This window comes from Myxococcus sp. CA033, assembly GCF_013336625.1.
GTDB classification, from domain to species: domain Bacteria; phylum Myxococcota; class Myxococcia; order Myxococcales; family Myxococcaceae; genus Myxococcus; species Myxococcus llanfairpwllgwyngyllgogerychwyrndrobwllllantysiliogogogochensis.
Genome location: NZ_JABUMU010000024.1, coordinates 96,880 through 118,141 on the forward strand (window position 1 = coordinate 96,880; position 21,262 = coordinate 118,141).

Here is a 21,262-nt window from a genome sequence, read left to right on the forward strand (position 1 = left end):
CATGGCCTGTCGCGCCGGCTCAGCCCTGGTACTGGTGAACCGACATGATGGGGTAGCTCATGCTGCTGAAGCTGATGCGCTGCGAGCCATCCGAGTTCACGTTGTTGGAGCCGATGAACTGGGGCTTGCCGTCCTTCCAACCCGCGAACATCACCACGTGCTCGCCGCCGCCCACCTTCATGGACACCACGTCGCCGGGCTTCGCGTCCTGGATGGACACGCGCTTGAAGTTCGGGTCCGCGTCCAGCTTGCGCTGCAGGCCCATCACGCTGTTGTCGTGCTGGCTGTTGGAAATCTGGCCCGCCTGCTCCAGACACGCGGAGACGAAGTTGGCGCAGTTGACGTTGTTGGGGACCCAGTCCTCCATGTCCGCGCCTACGCCGCTGCCTTCCATCTTCAGCGAGCCCGCGTTCTTGTTCAGGTGCGAGCGCGCGATGTCGAACGGGCTGCCCTTCGGGCCCTTCACGCCGTCACCCGAGTTCGTCGGGCCGGAGGGACCGTCCACGCCGCCCGTGAGGTTCGGACCCGTGCGGCCCGAGGGCCCGTCGAAGCCGTCCGTGGCGCCAGGGAGCTTGAGCGTGTCACCCGCGTAGATGAGGTCCACGTTCTTGATTTGAGGATTCGCCTTCTGCAGGGCGTCGACGCTGGTGCCGTAGCGCTTGGCGAGCGCGGACAGGGTGTCGCCGGACTGGATGCGGTAGCTCATGGAACGAGGGCTCCGTGGACGTGGGCTCGCGGCTGGGCGAGGAGTTTCAGGTACGACTTGCACCTATTCTCGGAGGTTGAGACCCCGAGTTGCTTGGCGGCGCGTATTTCCCCCGGGCTTTCGGTGAGATCAACAAGTCTCGCGCACTTGCACGAGGGCCGAGTCACCAGGAGTCGGAGTCCTTCTCTCGGGGAGTAGGAGTTTTCGCGCTGCCTCCTACCGGACGGACGGCCCCAGGCCGCGCCAAGGTTCTTGAACCGGGTGGGTGGGTCCGCGCATGGTGCCGGCGTGAGCACCTCCATCCCCCACCCTGACTTCGCGGTCGAGCGGTTCTCCCGGTGTCCGGACGCGCGCTTCCAGCCAGCGCCCGCGGACGGTGTGTTGCCGGAGGGCTTCTTCACCACCACGAACCTGCCCACCTACGTGCGCCTCGGCGGTGAGTGGCGCATGCCGCGCGAGCCGCGCATGGACGGCGCGCTCGTGCTGGACGAGCAGGGCGTGCTGTGGATTCGCGAGGGCCGCCGCGTCCGCGCCGGAGAGCGCGTGGTGGTGGGGCACGCGGAGGACGGCTCCGAGGGCGTCTACGTGAATACGGCGTACCTGGGCGGCGGCGGCGAGGGTGAGTTCAAGTTCATGACGAGCGAGGTGTCTCGCGAGAAGCCCATCGACTACGCGCAGATGGCGCGGCTGTTGGTGGAGGAGCGCGAGCGCGGCGGCTATCCGGTGTGGGTGACGGGGCCGGCGCTGGTGCATTCGCGGGCGCGCGCGGACATGACGTGGTTCATCGACAACGGCTTCGTGGGCGCGCTGCTGGCGGGCAACGCCGTGGCGGTGCATGACATCGAGGCGTCCATCTTCGGCACCACCCTGGGCATGAGCGGCACCGGCGAGGCCACGTCTGGAGGCCACGGTCTGCACATGCGCGCCATCAACAAGGTGCGCGCGGCGGGCTCCATCGCGAAGGCGGTGGAGGCGGGCGTGATTACCAACGGCATCATGCACGCGTGTGTCACGCACCAGGTGCCCTTCGTCCTGACGGGCTCCATCCGTGATGACGGTCCGCTGCCGGACGTGGTGACGGACAACGTGGCGGGGCAGGACGCCATGCGCCGTCACGCGGTGAAGGCCACCATGGCGGTGATGGTCGCCACCGCGCTGCATGCCATCGCCACCGGCAACATGCTGCCCGCGTTCGTCACGGAAAAGGACGGCTCGCTGCGGGAGCTGGCCACCATCTGCGTGGACTCGTCCGAGTTCGTGGTCAGCAAGCTGAAGGACCGGGGCACGCACCAGGCCTTCGGCGTGGTGACCAACGCCCAGGACTTCATGCACATCCTGCGGCTGTACGTGGAGCGCGAGCTGTCCGCCCGGGCCCAGGCCCCGAAGGGCACCTGAGCCGCGAGCCTGTCACCCGCTCACTGGCAGAGCGCGGCCTCGATGGAAATACAGCGCTGGCCCAGGCAGCGGCTTCCGGTGTCACATGTGGAGGACAGCCGTCCGCAGGGCTCTCCCTCACGAGCGATGGGCAGGCAGAGCAGGCCCGACTCAGTCACGGCGCAGGCGTGGCCTTGGGGGCAGATCAGGTTCTCGTAGTCACAAGCCTCTCCTGGTGCCACGGCCTTCACGCAGACGCCCAAGCGGCCCACCTCGAGGCGCGCGTCCTTGCACAACAGTCCCTCCGCGCACTCGCTGTCCAGGCGGCACTCCTGACGCTCCTCGCGGCGTGGCCGGCACAGCCCCAGGTCGTCGGGGTTCGCGTCGCAGAAGAGCTCTCGCTGGCACACGTCGACGTGGAGCCCGGTGGTCCCGTCACGGGTCGGCGCGGTGCAGGCCGAGCCTTCCTTCGCGTGGCGGACGCATTTGTTGTCGCTGCACACCAGGGAGGGGCCGCACGGGTAGTAGCCCTGGTTCTCGCAGATGTCTCCCTCCGAGCCCACCCGCTTGCACGTCTTGTAGCCATTCCAGTCGCACCAGAGGCCCTCCGCGCATGGCAGGGTAGAGGTGCCTCCCGCCTCTTGGACGACACACGAGGCGCCTTCCTCCAAGGGGCGTAGACAGGTCCAGGGCAGGCCTACGAGCACGAGCCCTGGTTCGCACGGGGTTCGCTGGGGAATCACGGAACCCTCCGTGCCTCGTGCCTGGCACACACCCGCGCAGGCGTTCTCCGACACGTGGCCGCAGTAGCCCTGTTCGCCACATTCGAGATTGCTCTGACAGCTCTCGGATGAAGCCGAAGCCACGAGCACCCGGCAGGTCGCGTCGTACTCGATGCCGAACCGCCACGAGTCATCGGACAGCGCGGGCGTGTCACAGCTTCCTCCCCGGATGGAGTCCAGACAGCGCCGGGCCGCGCCTTCGTCGAAGCGGAGCTGGCCGTTGCGCAGCGACTCGTCGTAGCGCGTCCCCAGCCCCAGGTAGGCGTCGCGTCCCCAGCGGCGCATGTCCTCTTCACACGCGCTCGCGCGGGCGTACTCGCCGCAGCGCTCGGCCCGAGCACAGAGCGCCTGGACGACCTCGCCGCCGAAGTCCTCCTTCTTCACCGCGTCCTCGCCGCCGCAGGCCCAGAGCCCCGCCAGCATCATCACCAGTGCCGCTTGTCGTCCATGCATCGCGCGTCCGCCCATCCGTGGCCTGAAAAGGGCCCTGACCCGGCGTGCCCTCCATGGGCATACGGACCCGACCTTCGCCACGGGCCGATGATGTCTCGCTTTCGGTGCGAGGCGCGAGGGCTACCGCGTCGCGAGCCGCCCCTCGGTGTCGATGAGGAACACCCCGCCCTCCGTCGCGACGCGCACGCCCCGCCGCTCCTCCTCGATGTGCAGCACCGGTCCGGCGACGGTCCACACCCGGTGGGTGCCGAGCTCCATCACGCGCCCATCCTCCGTCCCCGCATGGCGCGAGGTCAGCACCGTGTAGGTCGCATCCGGGGGCAGGGTCCGTGTGAGTGCGTCCAGTCGCTCGACGTACTCGGCCTCGCTCGCGTCCTCGGCGTCGGGCAGTGCGTGCCAGCGCACGTCGAGCACGGGCTCCACCCGGAAGGACGCATCCAGCGAGACGATGCCCGCGTCGGTGGCCGCGAAGAGCCGGTCGCCCGCGACTTCCAGCGCGAGACAGAAGGGGCTCGGCAGCCCGTCCTCCGTGGAGACGCCGCGCACGGGCTTGCCGGAAGAATCAAGCACCTCCAGGCCGTCCTCCGTGCAGGCGACGACGTGGCCGGCGAAGCGCGCCAGCTCCAGCGGTCCTCCCGTCTCGGGAGCGGGAGAACCCAGGGCGACGGCGGCGGCGACGGTGAGGGCGGAGAGCATGACTCCCACCCTCAATGCGAACCCCGGGCCACCACGACTTCCCCAGGAGGAACGGACGGATGGCGCCGGAGGTGTCCTCCCCCGGCCACAGGTGCGGCCGGGGGACAGCAGGCTTCAGTGCGCCTGACTCAGTACGACTCCTCGGGGACGTCCATCAGGTCCAGCGTGCCGGCCTCCACCATGCGGGCGGCGTGCGCGAGGCCCGGGAGCACTTCCGCGCAGTACCAGCGCGCGCTGGCGAGCTTGCCCACGTAGAAGGCCCTGTCACCGGGGTTGCTCTTCATCCGCTCCAGCGCCACGCCCGCGTGACGCACCAGCAGCCAGCCGATGACGAGCTCCGCCACGCTCGCCAGCACGCGGTTGCCCTGCAGGCCCACGTGGTAGACGGACTCGCCCAGCTTGCCCATCAGTGTGCCGAGCATCGTCTCCAAATCACCGAGCGCCTTGCCCAGCGTGGTGCGCTCCGTCTGCAGCTCGCCGCCGCCCAGGTCGCCCTCGGCCGTCTCGCGCACCTGCGACAAGAGGCCCTGCAGCGTCGCCCCTCCGTCCTTCGCCACCTTGCGCATGAGCAAGTCGAGCGCCTGGATGTGCGTGGTGCCCTCGTAGAGCGTGTCGATTTTCTGGTCCCGCAGGTACTGCTCCACCGGGTAGTCCTGCAGGTAGCCAGAGCCACCGTGGACCTGCAGCGCCACCGCGAGCAGCTCGAACGCCTTCTCCGAGCAGTAGCCCTTCACCAGCGGCAGCAGCATGTCGTTGAGCGTGTCCAGCTCTCCGGCCTCGGTGGCGCGGTGGCCGCCCTTCATCTCCACGCCGTCCTGCACGGACGCGGTGTAGAGACACAGCGCGCGCATGCCCTCGGCGTGCGCCTTCTGCGCCATCAGCATGCGGCGCACGTCCGGGTGCTGGAAGATGGGCACGCGCGGCGCCAGCTTGTTGCGCGCCTGGAGCAGGTCCGCCCCCTGGAGCCGGTCCTTCGAGAACGCCAGCGCGCGCTGGTAGCCCGCGGACAGCGTGGCCATGGACTTCACACCCACCGCCATGCGCGCCTGCTCGATGATGTAGAACATCTGCCGGATGCCGTCGTGGACCTCGCCCAGCAGGAGGCCGCGCGAGGGCTGGCCGTCGCCGAACGTCAGCTCGCACGTGACGGAGCCCTTCAGCCCCATCTTCTTCTCCAGCTTGGTGCACACCACGCCGTTGCGCTCACCCTGGCTGCCGTCCTCGTTCACCCAGAACTTGGGCACGACGAAGAGCGACAGGCCCTTGGTGCCCGGAGGCGCGCCTTCCGGCCGCGCCAGCACCATGTGGATGATGTTCTCGGACATGTCCGAGTCGCCGTTGGTGATGAAGCGCTTCACGCCCTCGATTTCCCACACGTCGCCGCCCACGGGACGCGCCTTGGTGCGCGCGGCGCCCACGTCGCTGCCGGCGTCCGGCTCGGTGAGCACCATGGTGCCGCCCCAGCGCTTCTCCAGCATGTGCGGCAGGAAGCGCTTCTTCTGCGAGTCCGTCCCCAGCCGGTCGATGATGCGCGCGAGCAGGTTGCCCAGCGTGTAGAAGGCCAGCGAGGCGTTGGCGCCCACCATCAGCTCGAACGCGGCCCAGCCCAGCGACGGCGGCGCGCCCATGCCACCCAGGTGCGGCGGCTGCTCCAAGAGGTGCATCCCCGCGTCGAAGAACGCCCCCATGGACTTCTTCAGCCCGGGAGGCAGCGTCACCTCGCCGTTCTCCAGCTTGGGCGGCGTGTGCTCGGCCTCGTCGAAGGAGGGCGCCAGCTCGTTCGCGCAGAGCACGGCGAACGCCTGCAACATCTGCCGGGCGGCCGTCTCGTCCAGGTCGCCAAAGGGCGCATGTCCCAGGGAGGTACGGCCGATGTCGAGGAACTCGAAGAGATTGAACTCGATATCGCGCAGGTTGGGGACGTAGTGGTTCGCGGACGACGACATCTCGGACTCCTCACGGGAACGAAAGCCCTGAGGGTAGCCGAGATTGATTTTCGAGTCAGCCCAGGTTGCCGGGCGCCACGGACGGTGAATGACGCGCGGTGCCGTGAACGCACGAAGGGCCCCCGGGGAACCGGCCCCAGAGGCCCTTCGCTCAGCGGTGTGTCACGTGTGACGGGGATTCAGCCCTTGAGCTGGAGCGAGGGCACCGCGCCCTCGCCGAGCACCAGGTGGACCTGGCCGACCTTGGCCGCGAGGTCCTTGTAGGCCTCCAGCTCCTTGAGGCGCACGAGCAGCGGGTTCTCCGCGAGCACCTTCGCCGTCTGGGCCATGGAGCGCGTGGCGGCCGTCTCCTCGCGGCGGGTGATGACGTTCGCCTCGGCCTCCTTCTGGGCCTGGATGACGCGGTTGAGCAGTTCCTTCATTTCACCCGGGAGCACGACGTCCTTGATGCCGAAGCGCAGCAGCTCCAGGCCCACCGACTCCGCGCGCTCCTTCACCTGCGCGAAGAGGTCCTCGGCCACGGCCTCACGCGAGGCGAGCAGCTCGTCCAGCGTGCGCGTGGCGACGGCCTCGCGGGCCGCCAACTGCATGGCGAGGTAGAGGATGTCATCCGGAGCGCGGGCGACGACGGCGAGCCGGCGGGCATCCGCCACGCGGAAGGCGGTGGAGAGGTTGAGCCGCAGCGTGACGCGGTCCTTGGTCATGACTTCCTGGCCGGTGACGTGGAGCAGGCGCTCGCGCAGGTCGATGACGGCGAGCTGGACCTTGCGGGCGACGGTCCACGCGGCGTGACGGCCGGCGGGCAGCACCGCGTCCAGGGTGCCGTCCACGTAGCGCAGCACGACGCTGCCCTCGGTGGCCGTGGCCTCCACGTAGTCGCTGGCGGGGACCTTGGCGCGCACGTCGTCCTGCAGTGGCGCGGTGGCCACGCCGGACGTGTCCAGGCGCTCGATGCTCACGGCGGAGGCAGCAGGGACGGAGTCGCGACTGGGGAGGCGCTCCACCGTCCACACCTGGTGCTGGCCACGGCCGAGCCACAGGGTGGGGCGGCCGCGGTGGTAGAGCATGGCGCGCTCGGTGGGACCCAGCTCGAGGACCTGGAGGTCCGACGGGGGCACGAGCGCGAGCAGCTCCGTGTCCAGGTTCGTCAGCGGCATGCCCGTGGCGACGCGGACGATGCGCACGTTGCGGAAGGGGTAGGTGAGCCGGTAGCGGCCCGGAACGAGGTAGCGCGTGGGCACCTCGTCGACGAGGACGAACGCCCGCTCGTGCTGCACGACATCGACACGCTGGAAGAAGCTCATCGCGCACCTCCTTTCCCCCGTGGGGGACTTGATGAAACCCGGGAGGCGAGGTGGCGCGAGGAAGCGCGCGTCCCGGGGGACTGCTGAAAAGTGGAAGCCCCGCCCTTCGCGGGTGGAGAGCGCTGACTGCGTGCCCGGCCTCGTCACCACATCCCGCGCTCGCGGGCCGGGCCGGGCGCGGACGACGACAGGACTTCCGTTGACGGCTCGGAAGGGGACTGTCGCCCTGGCGGACGGCGAGGCTTCGCGGTGGGGGAGGGTGGACGGGGTGGGCCAGCGCTCCTACCGGCTCGGGGTGGAGCTTCCTGGCGGAGCCGAGTTTTCAATTCGGTTCAGAACGAAGGAGTCGAACCTTCAACCTCAAGATTAAGAGTCTTGTGCTCTCCCATTGAGCTAGTTCTGAGAGTCCCCGTGAGGGGCCACTCAAATGGCTTTCGAGGCGGCCGGCCTGACGCAACCAATGTGAGGGAGACACCGCGGACGATGGACCCGGGAACACCCTGACCGGCACGTGAGCGCAGAGCGCCCCGGTCCAGCCTTCAGGAGCCCAGGGACAGACCCGTGACACCTCTAGAGATGCGTCGGGGGCGAGGGACGCCACCGTGGCACGGAGGCTGACAACGGATGATTCGCCGAAGCGCGGGACGTGGGTCACCGCGCCCGGGCGAAAGGATTGATTCGTTGCGCAAGCGCGGGACGTTCGTCACCGCGCCTGGGAGGAGGGGCTACTCCACCGAGCCTGGCTGCGCCGACTTCAGCGGCAGCGGCACGGAGGCCGTCTGGGATTGTGCCTGGGGCGCGAGGGACGGCTCGGGCTCCGTGGACTCGGAGGGATGCATCGGCTGGCAGCTCGGGGGCTCGCTCTTCGTGTCCGTCTCGCTTGCCGTGGCCTGCTTCGCGGCGCTCTTGGAGGGCAGCGAGCACATGGTGCTTGTCGGTGTCGCCACGATGGGCTTCGCCACGCGGGGATTGCTCGGCGTCGCGGAGTCACCTCGCGCGCGGGAGTCACCTCGCGAGTTGGAGTCGCTGCGCGTGTCCGCCTTGCCTTCGCTCGTGGAGGTGGACGTGGCCGTCGCCACCGCGGACGGGGTCGGCCGCTTCGCCGCTTCTCCGAGCGCGTTCGCCAGCCGTCCGTTGCTCTCGTGCATCTGGTCCCGCGCCCGGTCCAGGCTGGCCTGCGCGTGCTCGCGCTGCGCATCCATGCTGCCCTGGAGTCGCTCGCGCTCCTTCACCAACGCCGCCTGGGCCTCGTCACGCTGGGCATCCAGCTTCGTCCGATACGACTCGCGCTCCTGCTCCTGGTTGGCGCGCAGGCTGTCGCGCTCCTTCGAGACATCACTCAGGCGCTGCTCCAACTCCCCCTTCTCCGCCGAGAGCATCTTCTCCGTGGTGACCATGCACGCCTCGAGCACCTTCTCGTCTGGCTCGCGCGTGGGCAGCGGCTCACCGCGATTCCAGGCCACCATCGCGCTGCTCTGCCAGCGGTAGTCCGCGTGCATCACGCACTCCTGCACCAATCGTGTCACACGGTCCGCTGACCACTCCGGCTTCGGCCGCGCGCAGGGACCCACCTCTTCCTTGAAGCTGGAGGGAAAGGTGCGGACCTGCTTCACCCAGCAACCGTCCCGCTGCTCCACCTTCACCGACGCGCACCCGCTCACCGCCACCGCGAGCACCACCGCAGCCACACGCTTCATGACGCCCCCGCCTTCCATCCCGCCCGCCGGCCCGTGCTTCACCTCTTCGCCACTCGAAGGCACGGTAGGAACGATGGAAGGCCTCGCCCATTCGGCGGAGCCCTCTCGCGCAAGGCGCCTGTTCTCGACTCAACGGACCCGGGCAGACAGGCGAGCATGCTTCGACCCACCCCGTGTGCGCCGCTCAACGCTCGCACCATCCGAAGAGGGTGAGCGGCCGAGCATGCGCTCCACCGCCCACCACGCGCCTCGTGCTGCTCAGGGAATCAGGCTTCGCGTGTGCTCCAGCAGCTCCGGTCCGCCCGGCGCGCCGTGGCCCGGGATGATGACGCGGGTCTCTGGGAAGCGCTCACGCGTGCGCTCCAGGCTCGCGGGCCAGGCCGCGAGGTCCGCGTCCTCCACGTTGCCCAGGTCCTTCGCCGCTCCATCCTTCACGAAGCAGCCACCGAACAACACACCGCTGTCCCGATGCCACACGAGGAGGTTGTCGCGAGCATGCCCCGCACCAGGGAAGAACAGCTCCACCGGCCCCAGCGTGCGCGCTCCCGAGAAACTCTCCGTGGGCACGGGCCGTCCATGCTCCGTCGCGAGCTTCACCGTGTCCTCCAGCCCGTACACCGGAATGTTCCGCGCCACGAGCACCGGGATGCCCGCGGTCCGGTCGACGTGGAAGTGCGTGGACACCGCCGCGCGCACGGGCTTGCGCAGCGTCTCCTTCGCCCAGGTGAGCAGGTGCTCCGTCTGTGCCGGACTCCAGCCCGTGTCGACCAGCAGCGACTCCGCGCCGTCCTCGATGACCAATCCGTTCGCGGGGTAGCGGCCGAAGTCCGGGCCCGACAGCGTCGTGTGGACCCAGACACCCGGAGCGATGCGGCGCACGGAGATGTCCTCCGTGAGCGTGTACTCACTCGGGCCCGTGTCGGGTGTTGCCACCGTGGAGGCGGGGCGCCCGGGTGTCGAGGTACAGGCCGGAGCGAGCATCAGCACGGGCGCGAGGACGAGGGCGCGAAGCCGTTGTGAGGTCATGACGTGGGCTGCTGAACTCGTGCGGAAGAGGGGGCGATTCATGAGGGCTCGCCACCGAGGATGACCGTGCACTGGCCCGTGACGACCTGGGGGCGCTCATCCACCCACTGCCAGACGCGGCTGTAGCGAAGCCGCGCTTCGAACTCGGTGCCGTCGTGGGTTCCCTTCACGGAGGCGCTGACGATGACCACCGCGCCCGCCGAGAGGTAGCGGATGATGGGCGCCGACACGTCCAGCCGCGTCAGGCGCAGCGCGCGCGAGCGATGCGCCGCCAGGTCCGCTTCCTTGTCGAACACCTGTCCGGTGTGGTTGACGAAGACGAGGTCGTCGGAGATGAGCGCGTCGAGCGCGGCGACGTCACCCCGGAGCATTGCCTGCCGCAGCGACTCCTCGGCGGCGAGGAGGTCTTCTTCCGTCATCATCCGTGGCGCTCCCTTGGCTCGATGCCAGTCACGGTGGAGTCTGTAGCGTCGCGAGTCCGCCTTGGCCACCTACTCGGGGTGCGCCACTTCCATCGCGACGACGCTACCCCCGCTCCACGTCCCACCAACCGAACCACATCGTCCGCTCCTCGGTGAGCTGCACCCAACCCGGGGCATGCACGTAGTCGCGCGGTTGCAGCCCCGCTTCCACGACGGCGCGAGCCGTGTCCTCGAAGGAATACAGATGCAGCGTCACCGCCGGGCCCGCCGTCTGGACCTCGTGCGTGGCGGTTTCATGTCCCTCGAAGCCGGGCCGTTGCTCCAGCACCGTGAACAACATCCGACCACCGGGCGCCAACGTCGCGGCGAGATGGCTCAGCACGCGCGGCAGGTCGTCACAGAAGTCGAGGCAACCGATGGCCAGCACCACCTGGAAGCGTCCCCACTCCTCGGGGAAGGGGCGGTGATAGCTGTGCACGTGCCACGCGCCCTCGGGCCGGGCCTGTCGCGCCAGCTCCAGCATCTCCGGGGACAGGTCGACTCCCACCACGTCGATGGAGGCGTCCAGGCCCCGCGTATGGAGCCCCGGCCCGCACCCCACGTCCAGCACTCGACACCCCGGAGTCACCGCTTCCGCGAGGAAGCGCTCCACGCGGTCCTCATATCGGTGAAGCACGGGGAAGAGCGCCTCATAGGCCGAGGCAATCTCCCCATACACCTGCTTCACATCCTCTTCCTGAGCATCCCGCGACATGGCGCCGCAGCCTATGCACGAGGAGGGCCCAGGTGGCGTGGAACACACGCGGACACTCCGTGCGGTGAGCGTCCTGGGATGAACGCTGGAGCCTCCGCCGTGGCGTCACTTGTTCCGGGGAGCACCACAGTCCGGGCAGAACTTCGCGCTCTCCGGCACCTCCAGGCCACACGTCCCGCAGCTCACCTTCCGGGCCGCGAGGGGCTTGCCGCACTCCATGCAGAACTTCCCGCCGTCCACCTTGGCGGCGCAGTGCGGACACGTCGCCAGCCGCGTCTCCTTCATGTCCAGCGTCGCGACGTGGTCCACCGTGCGCGCCTTCTCTCGCGCCTGCTCCACCGCCACGTGCGCCTGGATGGAGGCCGCCTCTTCCGCCAAATCGGGAGCGCACGCCTCGCACAGTCCGCGCCCCTCGTTCCAGCACGAGCGCGGACACACCCACTTGCCGCACCGGGTGCAGTTCTTGAAGTGCTGCTTCCCCGCGTCCACGGCCTCCGCGTAGGCCTCATCCCAGCCCTGGCCGCGCAGCGCGTCCTTCAGGTGCGTGCCCGCGTGCGCCGCGCGTCCAATCGTCCCGCCGAAGAACGAGCCCGCAGCGCGCAAGAGGCCCGTGGCCACGCCTACCTTGCTCGCGATGAACGGCGACATGTGCCCGTTGCCGCACTTGTCGCAGAAGAACTCGAACTGGAACCCGTAGTCGTTCGAGCGGTCCGTGTAGTTCCGGGTGAACTGAATCATCGCCATGTCGTGCGTGCTCCCTGCCGCAACACGCCGTCACGCTATCACGGATGCAACAGGGCCTCGCCCGGATGACGAGGCCCTCGGACGTCCGGGTGGCTCAGTCCTCCACCTGCCGGAACACCGCCATCGCGCGGCCCACCAGCTCGAACTTCCCCCGAGGCGTGACTTTCTCCGCGCCCCGGGTGTCGTCCGCCGTGTACAGCGCCAGCTCCCACCGCTGGCCCGTCACCACCGCGGGCACGGTGAAGGACACCGGCTCATGGTGCGCGTTGAGCAACACCAGCACCGCGTCGCCGATGATGCGCTGGCCGCGCTCGTCCGGCGTGGGGATGGCGTCGCCTCCCAGGAGGAACGCCAGCGAGCGCACGAAGGGCTTCTTCCAGTCCTCCGCGCCCATCTCCGTCCCATCCGGACGGAACCACGCCAGGTCCTTGTGCTCGGAGTCCCACAGGTGCGCGCCCTTGAAGTAGCGCCGCCGCTGCAACACCGGCTGCCGGTGTCGGAAGTGGATGAGCTTCCGGGTGAACTCCAGGAGCTTCTCCCTCCGGGCATCCAGCTTCCAGTCCACCCACGACAGCTCGTTGTCCTGGCAGTACGCGTTGTTGTTGCCCCGCTGCGTGCGCCCCATCTCGTCGCCCGCGACAATCATCGGGACACCCGTGGACAGGAACAGCGAGGCCAGGAGGTTGCGCTTCTGCCGCTCGCGCAAGGCGACGACGCCTGCGTCCTCCGTCTCGCCCTCCACGCCGCAGTTCCACGACTGGTTGTCGTCCGCTCCGTCGCGGTTGTGCTCGCCGTTCGCCTCGTTGTGCTTGTGGCTGTACGTCACCAAATCGTGAAGCGTGAAGCCGTCGTGCGCCGTCACGAAGTTGATGCTCGCCTGCGGCTTGCGCCGCGCCTCCGCGTACAGGTCCGAGTTCCCCGTCAGCCGGTAGCCCACCTCGCCCGCGAGGTTCTCGTCCCCCTTCCAGTAGCGGCGCAGCGCGTCCCGGTACTTGCCATTCCACTCGCGCCACGGCGCGGGGAAGCCGCCCACCTGGTAGCCGCCGAGCCCCACGTCCCACGGCTCCGCGATGAGCTTCACCCGGCTGAGCACCGGGTCCTGCTGAAGAATCTGGAACAGCGCCGCCCTCGGGTCGAACCCGCCTTCGCCCGTGCGCCCGAGCACCGTGGCCAGGTCGAAGCGGAACCCGTCCACATGCATCTCGTTCACCCAGTAGCGCAGGCTGTCGATGATGAGCCGCGCCGCGTTCGGGTTCGACGCGTTGACGCTGCTGCCGCACCCGGTGAAGTCCAGGTAGTAGCGCGCGTCCGGCATCAGCCAGTAGTAGCTCGCGTTGTCGATGCCCTTCAGCGACAGCGTGGGCCCCAGGTGGTTGCCTTCACAGGTGTGGTTGTAGACGACGTCGAGGATGACCTCGAGCCCCGCCGCGTGCAGCGCACGCACCATCGCCTTGAACTCGGCCACCGCGGCGCCCGGCGTCTTGCGGCTGGCGTAGTACTGCTCGGGCGCGAAGAAGCCGAGCGTGTTGTAGCCCCAGAAGTTGGACAGCTTCTTGTCGTTGAGGAACGAGTCGTCCGCGAACGCGTGCACGGGCAACAGCTCCACCGACGTGACGCCCAGCTTCTGGAGGTGCTCGATGATGGGCGGCGAGGCGAGCCCCGCGTAGGTGCCGCGCAGGTGCTCGGGCACTTCGGGGTGTCGCATGGTGAGGCCGCGTACGTGGGCCTCGTAGATGACCGTCTTGCGCCAGGGGATTTCCGGCCGGCGGTCATTGCCCCAGTCGAAATAGTCGCTCACCACCACGCCCTTGGGTACCCCCGCCGCGCTGTCGCGCTCGTCGCGCGCCAGGTCCTGCTGGGGGTTGCCGAGCGGGTAGCCGAACACCGGCTGCTTCCAGTCCACGTCGCCGTGCAGGGCCTTGGCGTACGGGTCCACCAAGAGCTTGTGCGGATTGCAGCGGTGCCCCTTCGACGGCTCGTAGGGGCCATGGACGCGCAGGCCGTACAGCGTCCCGGGCTCCAGGCCCGGCACGTAGCCGTGGTGGACGAAGTCCGTCGCCTCCGGCAGCGGGAAACGTTCGATTTCCTTCGTTGGATTCGCGGGGTCGAAGAGACAGACCTCGATGCGCGTGGCCACCTGGGAGAAGACGGCGAAGTTCACTCCCGTGCCGTCGAAGGTGGCACCACGCGGCCAGGGTTTCCCCGGCCAGACCTCCCTGCTCATGCGGGCTCTCGATTCCTCTCAAGGATATGGCCCGCTGAATGTGGGATGGCCCCCGCGTACCGGCAACCGTCAAGCAGCGACTGCGTGGTCCAGTGAGCGCCACGTCCCCAACGCCCAGTCCTCCTCCTCCGGGTCGTCGAAGCTCACCACGCACAGCGCCCGGTGCCTCCCCGAACTGCACACCGCCGTCAGCCGGCACTCGCCCGGCTCCATGTGCAGCGAGGCGCGGCCGCTCACCCGCTCGCCCCGGTACTCCAGCTCCATGGCCCGGCGCTCCGCCGTGGTGGGAGCCAGACTGTCCTCCGTCGCGTCCTCCAGGGGAACGAAGCGCACGCTGCGCCGATGGTCCCTGGCCACCCAGGTGCCGTCCTCCAGGTGCGCCTCCGCCAGCGAGCCCGGGATTCGAATCTCCCAGCCCGCCGGCAGCGCCACCTGCACCGCGCCCCGCCGGTAGCCGATGGACGGCCCCCTCGCCGCGTGGAACGCCGCGTGCCGGTGGACGAGCTCCGCGAGCGTTCCACCCACGCCCAGGTAGCCGAGCACCTCGCGCCACTCGCGCCACGGGTACGCCAGCTCCGGGTCCTCGCGCCACGCCAGCTCCAGCGCGCGCGCCACCTCGCGCAAGAGCCGGCGCTCTTCGTCCAGCAGCGGCGGACGCCACACGACTTCCGTCCACAGCCGGCACAGGGCCCGGCCCAGCCGCGCGTGCGCGCCCACGCCCTGCTTCCACCAGGGAAACACATCCATGCCCAGCCGAGGGTCCTCGTACACGCGCCGCATCCACCGCTCGTCCCGAGGGCCCAGCGGCGTCAGGAGCGCGCCGGGATACTCGAAGGTGTGGCCGAAGCGCATCGACATCGCGAAGCCCGACTCACCCCGGCTGCGCAGCCGCAGCACCTGTCCCACGGACTCCTGGAGCCACGCGAGCATGTGTACTTCCACCGGGCCCGCGTCGTCCGTGTGGAAGTAGCCCGTGGGGTCTCCCACGCCCATCGCCTCGTCGGCCTCCGCCCAGTGCAGGTCCAGCGATTGACCCATCGCCTTGAGCAAGTCACAGAGGAAGACGTGGTAGCCCGGGCCCACCGCCGTCGTCTCCGCGGAGATGACGACGCGCGCGCCGCTGGCCGCGAGGATGGAGACTTCGCCCGCCGCTGGATGCAATCGCAGTCGCAGCATCGGCGCGCCGTGGGGGCCGGTGCTCAGATGACTGCTCTCCAGCCATTCTTTCGCGTTCCCCTGAAACCATTGCTCCACCTGCTGCAACCAGGAGCGCGCGTTCTCGGATGACGGCGTGAAGGGCACATCCCCTCCACGCCGGCCGGCCAGCAGCAACTTCACACTCATCACGCCTCTCTCGGGTTGGGACGACGGTTCATCCGGGGACAGGGCATGTCTCCGCGTCTTGTCAGGAAAGCGCGCTTCGCCTTGAAGGTGCCACCGACCCCGGGTGCCTGCCGGCCCGTGCTCCACGTCGCGCGGAGTCACGAGCGAGAGGACTTTCGCTCGTCCGCCTGCCTGCCCTTGCCGCAATGACTTGCAGTGACGTGAGGCTTTCGTGACCCGGAGGCATCAGGCCACGGAAGTTGAAGAGAGGTTCAGTTCTGGGTGGCGGCGGCGGGCGCGTCCTTGCGCGCGTTGGCGGCGACCTTCTCCGCGATGCGAGCCCAGGAGGTGTGCTGGCGCACGGACTCGAGCGACGGCTCGGTGGTCAGCGACGTGGTGGCGGCGAAGCCCTGGTCGGCGGCGCGCTCCAGCCAGATGATGGCTTCGTCCTGGCTGCCGGCGCGCGCGGCGATGACACCGGCGTAGTAGAGCGCGTCGGGGTGGCGGAAGCCGTCGGCCCAGGCCTTGCGGTAGAGGAAGAGCGCGTCCTCGTAGCGGCCGTCCTCCAGCAGCTTGTCGGCATCGGCGCCCAGCCGGCGCGCCTCGCTGGCGTCGGGCGGCACGGGGCGGGGGACGGGCCCGGAGGGGTTGCTCGGGTCGTTGGTGTGGGTGGTGGCGCAGGCGGTGAGGTGAAGAACGGCGAGGACCGTGAGGAGACGGCGCATGGCGGAGGGCTCCGGTTTGAGAAGGTTTCGGGCGGGGACGCTGCCAATACCTGGCCAACCATTCAAGCAGGGGCTTGCTGCTCGGAGCAGGGACGGCGTCCACGTTGAGGGAAAGGAGGCCGTCATGAGCAAGAAAGACGTGCTGCACATTCCGCCCGATGCCCTTCCCACCATCCCCAAGCGCGAGGCGGGAACCGAGGACGAGTCCTCACCGCGCCGCGCACCTCCGACGTTGGACCCGGGCACTGGGCCCGGAGGCACCCCCGGGGCGGATGAGGATCCGCTCATCATCGAGCCGCAGATGAACCCCGGCCGCTATCCCGGGACGAGCGTGACCTGAACGTCATGAGGTGGAGTGCGCGAGGCCCGCGTCCGAAAGGGCGCGGGCCTTTTGCTGTTGGACGTCTCCGAGCCAGTGCCGCTCGCCAGAAATGGTGATGCCCGCGCCGGTCGGGGCGCGGGCATCGGGTGCGCTCGATTCAGCGCGGGGCTACTGCTTGCGGCCGGACTCCGGCTCGCGGGGCGCGCTGGTGTCGGGCGCGTACGGGTCCTCGCGGTCGCTGGAGTCAGGCGTCAGGTCTCCATCCCCGCTCGTGCCGGGGTCGACGGCGGTGTCATCCGCGGGGTCCAGCGTGCCCGAGCCACCCGTGCCCGGGTCCAGCGTCGGGTCCTGACCCGTGGGCGGGCTCAGCGTCGGGTCCTGCCCGGAGGGCGGACTCGTGGACGGGTCATCCACGCCCGTGCCGCCCGTGCCCGGGTCCACGGAGGGGTCCGTGGCTGGCGGTGGACTCATCGTCGGGTCATCCATGCCCGTGCCGCCCGTGCCGGGGTCCGGCGTGGTGCCCGCGGGTGGCGTCGTCGTCTCGCTGCCCGTCGTGGTGCCCGTGTCCGTCGTCGGGGCCGTCGTGTCGTCGCGCTTCGCGCTCGAGTCGGACTTGCAGGCGGTACCAAACACGAGAGCGCCGGCGGCGAGCGAACCCAGGACGAGCTTCGTCTTCAGGAACTTCTTCATGGTGGTTCTCCCACTGGAAAGGTTGGGTTGGTGGTGTGGCTGGCTGCTGCTGGTCGAGAACGTGAGCAGCCAAATCGCGACCTGCAGCGGACGCCCCTCCGGCTGCCTGCTCCCCGGGCAAAGGCAGGAAGCAGCACGTGGGGACCTTGTCCGCGCGCGATTGTCTTTCAGCCGTCTTTGTTCGGGCCCACCAGCCGGGGTTGGTCATCCCCGCGAGTGCCCTGGGAACGGCGGCGCAGGGACTCGCGCCACCCCGGCGTCAGCAGCGGACACTCCGCCAGCGCGGCGGCGTCCTCCCGCCGGTGCTCATGCATCGCCAGGTTGGCGAACGCGACGGTGAACGCGGGGAAGGGACGCTCCACCAACTCCAGCGCGTCGCCCGCACGGACCTTGCCTTCTTCCAGCACGCGGTAGTACCAACCCGTGCGTCCCGTCCGCTGGAGCAACAGCGCCAGTTCCTTGTGCCGCCAGCGCCGCGCGGGCTTCCAACAGGGCTGACGCGGCTGCGACACCTGCACGCGGGCGCCACCCACCCGCAGCACGTCGCCAATGCAGACGCTGTCCTCGGCGCCACCGGAGACGACCCAGTTCTCACCGAAGGCGCCCGGGCCCACGTCCTCACGCGCCAGTTGGGCGCGCCAGAAAGCGTGGTGCGAGGCGGGGTACGCGAGCACCGCCTTCTCCAGTCCCCCATGGACCCGCAGGTCCGCCTGACCATCTCCGGCCAGCCCCGTGCGCGACAGCCACACGGGCCCCAGCACGGGCTCCTTGTGGATGGCGCTGGTCCACGGCCGCTCCAGCGGGTCCACGGCACCCGGCGTGCCGAACTCGCGGGGCATGCCCACGTGGAGCGAGAGGATGCGGGGGAGCTCGGTGTCCATCACTCGCGCGACAAAGCAGGCGCGCGAGGCGCTGTCCAGCGGTCCTGACTCGTGAAGGCCGCTCGTTCGACAAGAGGCGGGGGCCGCCCTGAAGGCCGCCCCCGCCTCGTCAACCTCGGGTCGCGTGTGGCGTCAGAAGGTTCCGCCGTCCATCACCGCGCCGCCCGCGGGCGGCTGGAACGTGTCGTCATCCGTGGTGCCCGGCACCACGCCCGAGCCACCCATGCCCGCGTCACCGTCGAGCGTGGGCGTGGTCCCCGGCGCGGACGTCGTCGTGTCCGGGGTCGTCGGGGTGGTGTCGCCCGGCGTCGTCGTGGTGGTGTCGCCCGGCGTCGTCGTGGTGCTGCTGCCGGGGTTCTGCTGTGGCGTGCTGGGCACCGTGCCCGGCGCAGTCTGCGTCGGGTCCATCATCGTCGGGTCCTGCGTTGTCGTGTCCGGAGTCGTCGTACTCCCGGAGCCGCCCGTCGCGGGCTGCCCCGAGGTATTCGGGTCCGTCTGGGCCACCATGACAGGTGCCTCCGTGGAACTGCACGCCGAGCCCAGTGCCAGGGTACCCGCCATGGCACCCGCCCACATCCACCGCCTCATGTGCTTCGCCATTGCCTCCTCCTTCCGTGGGTGTGCGTCACTTCAGCTCAAGGGGTGGCGTGCTCGGGGCCAGGTGCCCCCGCCGCCGCCCGTTCCTTCACTTCCGAATCCATTCGCGCCCGGTGCCGACGCCTCCGTCGCTCCGTCAGCACCAGCAGCAGCGCGGGAAAGGCCACCAGCATGACGAGTAGATTGGTGGCGAAGCCCATACTGGCCAGTGCCCCCACGGAGTTCAGGCCTGGATGCCTGGCCAGGAAGAGCGCGCCGAAGCCCATGGCGCTCGTCAGCAGGCCCCCTGCGATGGCCCGACCTGTCTCCGAGTAGACCTCCACGAAGTCGCTGCCCGGTGACGCCAGGCGTGTCAGCAGATGCACGCCCGCGTCCACCGTCGTCCCGATGAGCACGGGGATGATGAGGATGTTCAGATAGTTGAACTCCACCCCCACCAGCGGCATCAGGCCAATCAGCGCGAGCAGCGACACCACCGTGGGCAAGAGGCACAGCACCGCCATGCGCAGCCCGCCCAAGGTCATCCACATGGCGAGCAGCACCGCCAGCGTCGTGCCTCCGAGGATGAGCGGCGCCTCGTGCGTCACCATGTCCAGCAGGTCCGCCATCACCATGGCCTCACCCGCCGCGGACACGCGCCCCCCATCCAGCGTCGGGGCACCGCGCACCTCGCGCGCCAGGGCCCGCACGGCCTGCCCGTCCGACTGGTCCACCGCCGGGTACACCAGCACGAAGCTCCCGGGTGTCCCCTCGCGTCCCATGAACTGCTGACGCACGCTCGGCGGAAGGTCCTCGAGCGTGAAGGGCCGGGCCTCGCTCTGACGACGCAGTTCCACCAACTGCGTGCGCTGCTCGGGCGACAGGCGCTCTTCAGGGACGTTCTCGAGCAGGCGGTGGATGTCCTGGAGCACGGCCTGCTTGCGCGGCTGGTCCTGGGGCACGAGCGACGACAGCGAGGCCACGAAGTCGATGGTGGAGTCCTTGCCCCGCTCGCGCTGACGCCGGGCCAGGGCGGACGCCATCGCGTGTTCCTCTTGCGTGCTCTTCGTGAGGACGACGACCGGCGTCTGCGAATAGCCGATGATTTCGTTCACCTGCTTGTCGAGCACGAACGAGGGCAGGTCCTGGTCCTCGAGCGTCCCGAAGTTGTAGTCGAAGCGCACCCGAGGCACCTGCGTCAGCAGCCCCACCAACAGCACCGCCGAGACGCCGGTGATGACGTAGCGGTGCCGCACCAGCACGCGCCCGAAGGGGGACTCGCTCGGAGCGACGGCCGCCCGTTTGGGACGCCAGCCCCAGCGCGCCGTGAGTCCCAGCAGCGCGGGCAGCACCAGCACGTACGCGGCGATGAGCACCAGCATGCCGATGCCCGCGATGACGCCGAACTCCCGGAACGCGCGCAGCCGAGACGTCCCCAGCACGAAGAAGGTGAGCGCCGCCACCAACGCGGACACCAGGGCCGCGCCGCCGGTGTGCGTGAAGGACTCGCGCGTGGCCTCCTCGGAGGACTCGCCCTCCGTGCGCAGGTGCAGGTAGCGCCCCAACAGGTGGATGCCGTGCTCCACGCCCAGGCCGCCGAGGATGGCGCCCAGAAAGCCCGTCAAGAGATTGACCTGTCCATACAGCAGGGCCACCAGGCCGTACGTCCACGCGAGGCCCATGCCCACCGGTGTCAGCACGAGCCCCACCGCCAGCGCGCTGCGGAAGTGGAAGAGCAGGTAGAGCAGCATCAGCGCCATGGCCACGGCCGACGACACCGCGATGTCGCGGATGATCTGCTTCTGCTGGTCCAGCTTCTTCTGGAAGGTGCCGGTGATTTCCACCCGGAAGCCGGGGCCGTACCTGGACAGGTCCTGCGCGTCGAGCAGCCCGCGCACCTCGTCCACGATGCGGCGCGAGTAGGCGAGGTCCGCCGACGTCATCTCCGGCTTGACGAGCACGACGACGCGCCGGGCCTTCGCGTCCAGGTAGTAGTCGTCCTTCGCGGAGGACAGCTTCTGTCCCGCGGCGCCGCCGTACTTCGCCTCCAGGTCGGAGAAGTCGAGCGTCGGCTCGGGCTCGTCCACCAGCGGCACATAGAGAGGGTTGGCCTGCTGGCGCTCCCATTGGAGCCGCGCGGCGAGCCGACGGTGGACCTCTCGCAGGTCCTCTTCCGACAGGAAGTAGAGCGCCCTGTCGCGGAAGAAGGCGCCCGTGCGCTCCTTCTCCACGAAGCGCACGCCGGGCAGCGCCTGGAGCTTGGGTGCCAGGTCATCCGCGAAGCGGCGAAGCGACTCGGCGTCTCCTCCTTCGCCCACCACCGACACCCAGCCGAGTGCGCCGAAGCGCGTCTCCAACTCGTGCAGGTCCTGCACGCTCTCAAATGAGTTCGGAAGCAGGTCCACCAGGTTCGCGTTGAGCTTGAGGTTGCGAGCGAAGAAGCCCCCCACCGCCGCCAGGAGCAGCGCCAGGCCCAAGGCGAGAATGGGCCGCTGGTGACTGCGTGTTGCCAGGGCCCCGAGGCTCCGCTCCACGCGTCGCATCCAGCGGCGCTCACTCCGCGTCGATGTCGTCGTTGGCTCCGAGTCCATCTGTCACGGTGGCGTCCCGTCCCCAG

The 21,262-nt window shown here is 69.3% G+C and carries 19 protein-coding genes and 1 tRNA gene; 2 read left to right on the plus strand and 18 right to left on the minus strand.

Going from position 1 to position 21,262, the window contains the following annotated elements; genetic code table 11:
* Nucleotides 1–19: 19 nt before the first annotated feature.
* Complete coding sequence (locus tag HUA78_RS36800) at nucleotides 20–706, minus strand: LysM peptidoglycan-binding domain-containing protein (RefSeq protein WP_174456991.1); 687 nt, start codon at nucleotides 704–706, stop codon at nucleotides 20–22.
* Nucleotides 707–994: 288 nt separating this feature from the next.
* Between HUA78_RS36800 and HUA78_RS36805 the strand changes: the two genes are divergently transcribed.
* Nucleotides 995–2,101: a hypothetical protein gene (locus tag HUA78_RS36805; RefSeq protein ID WP_174456990.1), complete on the plus strand. Its 1,107-nt coding sequence runs from the start codon at nucleotides 995–997 to the stop codon at nucleotides 2,099–2,101.
* Nucleotides 2,102–2,121: 20 nt separating this feature from the next.
* Here HUA78_RS36805 and HUA78_RS36810 read toward each other — a convergent pair whose 3' ends face one another.
* The 13 genes from HUA78_RS36810 to HUA78_RS36870 all read right to left on the minus strand — a co-directional run bounded on the left by HUA78_RS36810 (nucleotide 2,122) and on the right by HUA78_RS36870 (nucleotide 16,176).
* Complete coding sequence (locus HUA78_RS36810) at nucleotides 2,122–3,315, minus strand: Dickkopf N-terminal cysteine-rich domain-containing protein (RefSeq protein ID WP_174460082.1); 1,194 nt, start codon at nucleotides 3,313–3,315, stop codon at nucleotides 2,122–2,124.
* A 120-nt stretch (nucleotides 3,316–3,435) separates the two neighbouring features.
* A complete protein-coding gene (locus tag HUA78_RS36815) occupies nucleotides 3,436–4,011 on the minus strand; it encodes a hypothetical protein (RefSeq protein WP_174460081.1) in 576 nt (191 codons plus the stop codon).
* Between the two features lie 128 nt (nucleotides 4,012–4,139).
* On the minus strand, nucleotides 4,140–5,957 hold the full coding sequence (locus HUA78_RS36820; protein ID WP_174478329.1) for an acyl-CoA dehydrogenase: 1,818 nt from the start codon (nucleotides 5,955–5,957) through the stop codon (nucleotides 4,140–4,142).
* Nucleotides 5,958–6,136: 179 nt separating this feature from the next.
* The gene (locus HUA78_RS36825; protein ID WP_174478330.1) at nucleotides 6,137–7,261 is read right to left on the minus strand and encodes a slipin family protein; all 1,125 of its coding nucleotides are present in this window, start codon (nucleotides 7,259–7,261) and stop codon (nucleotides 6,137–6,139) included.
* Between the two features lie 331 nt (nucleotides 7,262–7,592).
* Nucleotides 7,593–7,664, minus strand: a tRNA-Lys gene (locus HUA78_RS36830).
* A gap of 322 nt (nucleotides 7,665–7,986) precedes the next feature.
* Nucleotides 7,987–8,958, minus strand: a complete 972-nt coding sequence (locus tag HUA78_RS36835) for a hypothetical protein (RefSeq protein ID WP_174478331.1) — start codon at nucleotides 8,956–8,958, stop codon at nucleotides 7,987–7,989.
* 258 nt (nucleotides 8,959–9,216) lie between these two features.
* Nucleotides 9,217–9,984 (minus strand): subclass B1 metallo-beta-lactamase, encoded by a 768-nt coding sequence (gene bla, locus HUA78_RS36840; protein WP_174478332.1) that lies wholly within the window; start codon nucleotides 9,982–9,984, stop codon nucleotides 9,217–9,219.
* Between the two features lie 38 nt (nucleotides 9,985–10,022).
* On the minus strand, nucleotides 10,023–10,406 hold the full coding sequence (locus HUA78_RS36845; protein ID WP_141645021.1) for a nuclear transport factor 2 family protein: 384 nt from the start codon (nucleotides 10,404–10,406) through the stop codon (nucleotides 10,023–10,025).
* A 103-nt stretch (nucleotides 10,407–10,509) separates the two neighbouring features.
* On the minus strand, nucleotides 10,510–11,160 hold the full coding sequence (locus tag HUA78_RS36850) for a bifunctional 2-polyprenyl-6-hydroxyphenol methylase/3-demethylubiquinol 3-O-methyltransferase UbiG (protein ID WP_141645020.1): 651 nt from the start codon (nucleotides 11,158–11,160) through the stop codon (nucleotides 10,510–10,512).
* Between the two features lie 105 nt (nucleotides 11,161–11,265).
* Entirely contained in the window at nucleotides 11,266–11,904 is a 639-nt protein-coding gene (locus HUA78_RS36855) for a zinc ribbon domain-containing protein (RefSeq protein WP_174456982.1), read from the minus strand.
* 94 nt (nucleotides 11,905–11,998) lie between these two features.
* Nucleotides 11,999–14,128: a glycogen debranching protein GlgX gene (gene glgX, locus HUA78_RS36860; RefSeq protein WP_174466706.1), complete on the minus strand. Its 2,130-nt coding sequence runs from the start codon at nucleotides 14,126–14,128 to the stop codon at nucleotides 11,999–12,001.
* Between the two features lie 69 nt (nucleotides 14,129–14,197).
* Nucleotides 14,198–15,472, minus strand: coding sequence for a hypothetical protein (locus HUA78_RS36865; protein WP_174478333.1), 1,275 nt, complete (start codon nucleotides 15,470–15,472; stop codon nucleotides 14,198–14,200).
* Between the two features lie 251 nt (nucleotides 15,473–15,723).
* The gene (locus tag HUA78_RS36870) at nucleotides 15,724–16,176 is read right to left on the minus strand and encodes a hypothetical protein (RefSeq protein ID WP_174478334.1); all 453 of its coding nucleotides are present in this window, start codon (nucleotides 16,174–16,176) and stop codon (nucleotides 15,724–15,726) included.
* Between the two features lie 124 nt (nucleotides 16,177–16,300).
* Here HUA78_RS36870 and HUA78_RS36875 point away from each other — a divergent pair, with 124 nt between their 5' ends.
* Complete coding sequence (locus tag HUA78_RS36875; protein WP_174478335.1) at nucleotides 16,301–16,516, plus strand: hypothetical protein; 216 nt, start codon at nucleotides 16,301–16,303, stop codon at nucleotides 16,514–16,516.
* A 150-nt stretch (nucleotides 16,517–16,666) separates the two neighbouring features.
* Here the strand turns inward: HUA78_RS36875 and HUA78_RS36880 are convergent, their stop codons facing one another.
* The 4 genes from HUA78_RS36880 to HUA78_RS36895 form a co-directional block, all read right to left on the minus strand.
* On the minus strand, nucleotides 16,667–17,188 hold the full coding sequence (locus HUA78_RS36880) for a hypothetical protein (protein WP_174478336.1): 522 nt from the start codon (nucleotides 17,186–17,188) through the stop codon (nucleotides 16,667–16,669).
* Between the two features lie 167 nt (nucleotides 17,189–17,355).
* Nucleotides 17,356–18,069 (minus strand): MOSC domain-containing protein, encoded by a 714-nt coding sequence (locus HUA78_RS36885; RefSeq protein WP_174456977.1) that lies wholly within the window; start codon nucleotides 18,067–18,069, stop codon nucleotides 17,356–17,358.
* Nucleotides 18,070–18,201: 132 nt separating this feature from the next.
* Nucleotides 18,202–18,669 carry an Erp protein gene (locus tag HUA78_RS36890; protein WP_174467462.1) on the minus strand — a complete coding sequence of 156 codons (468 nt, stop codon included), beginning with the start codon at nucleotides 18,667–18,669 and terminating at the stop codon, nucleotides 18,202–18,204.
* 35 nt (nucleotides 18,670–18,704) lie between these two features.
* Nucleotides 18,705–21,188, minus strand: coding sequence for an RND family transporter (locus HUA78_RS36895; RefSeq protein WP_254613982.1), 2,484 nt, complete (start codon nucleotides 21,186–21,188; stop codon nucleotides 18,705–18,707).
* Between the last annotated feature and the right edge of the window lie 74 nt (nucleotides 21,189–21,262).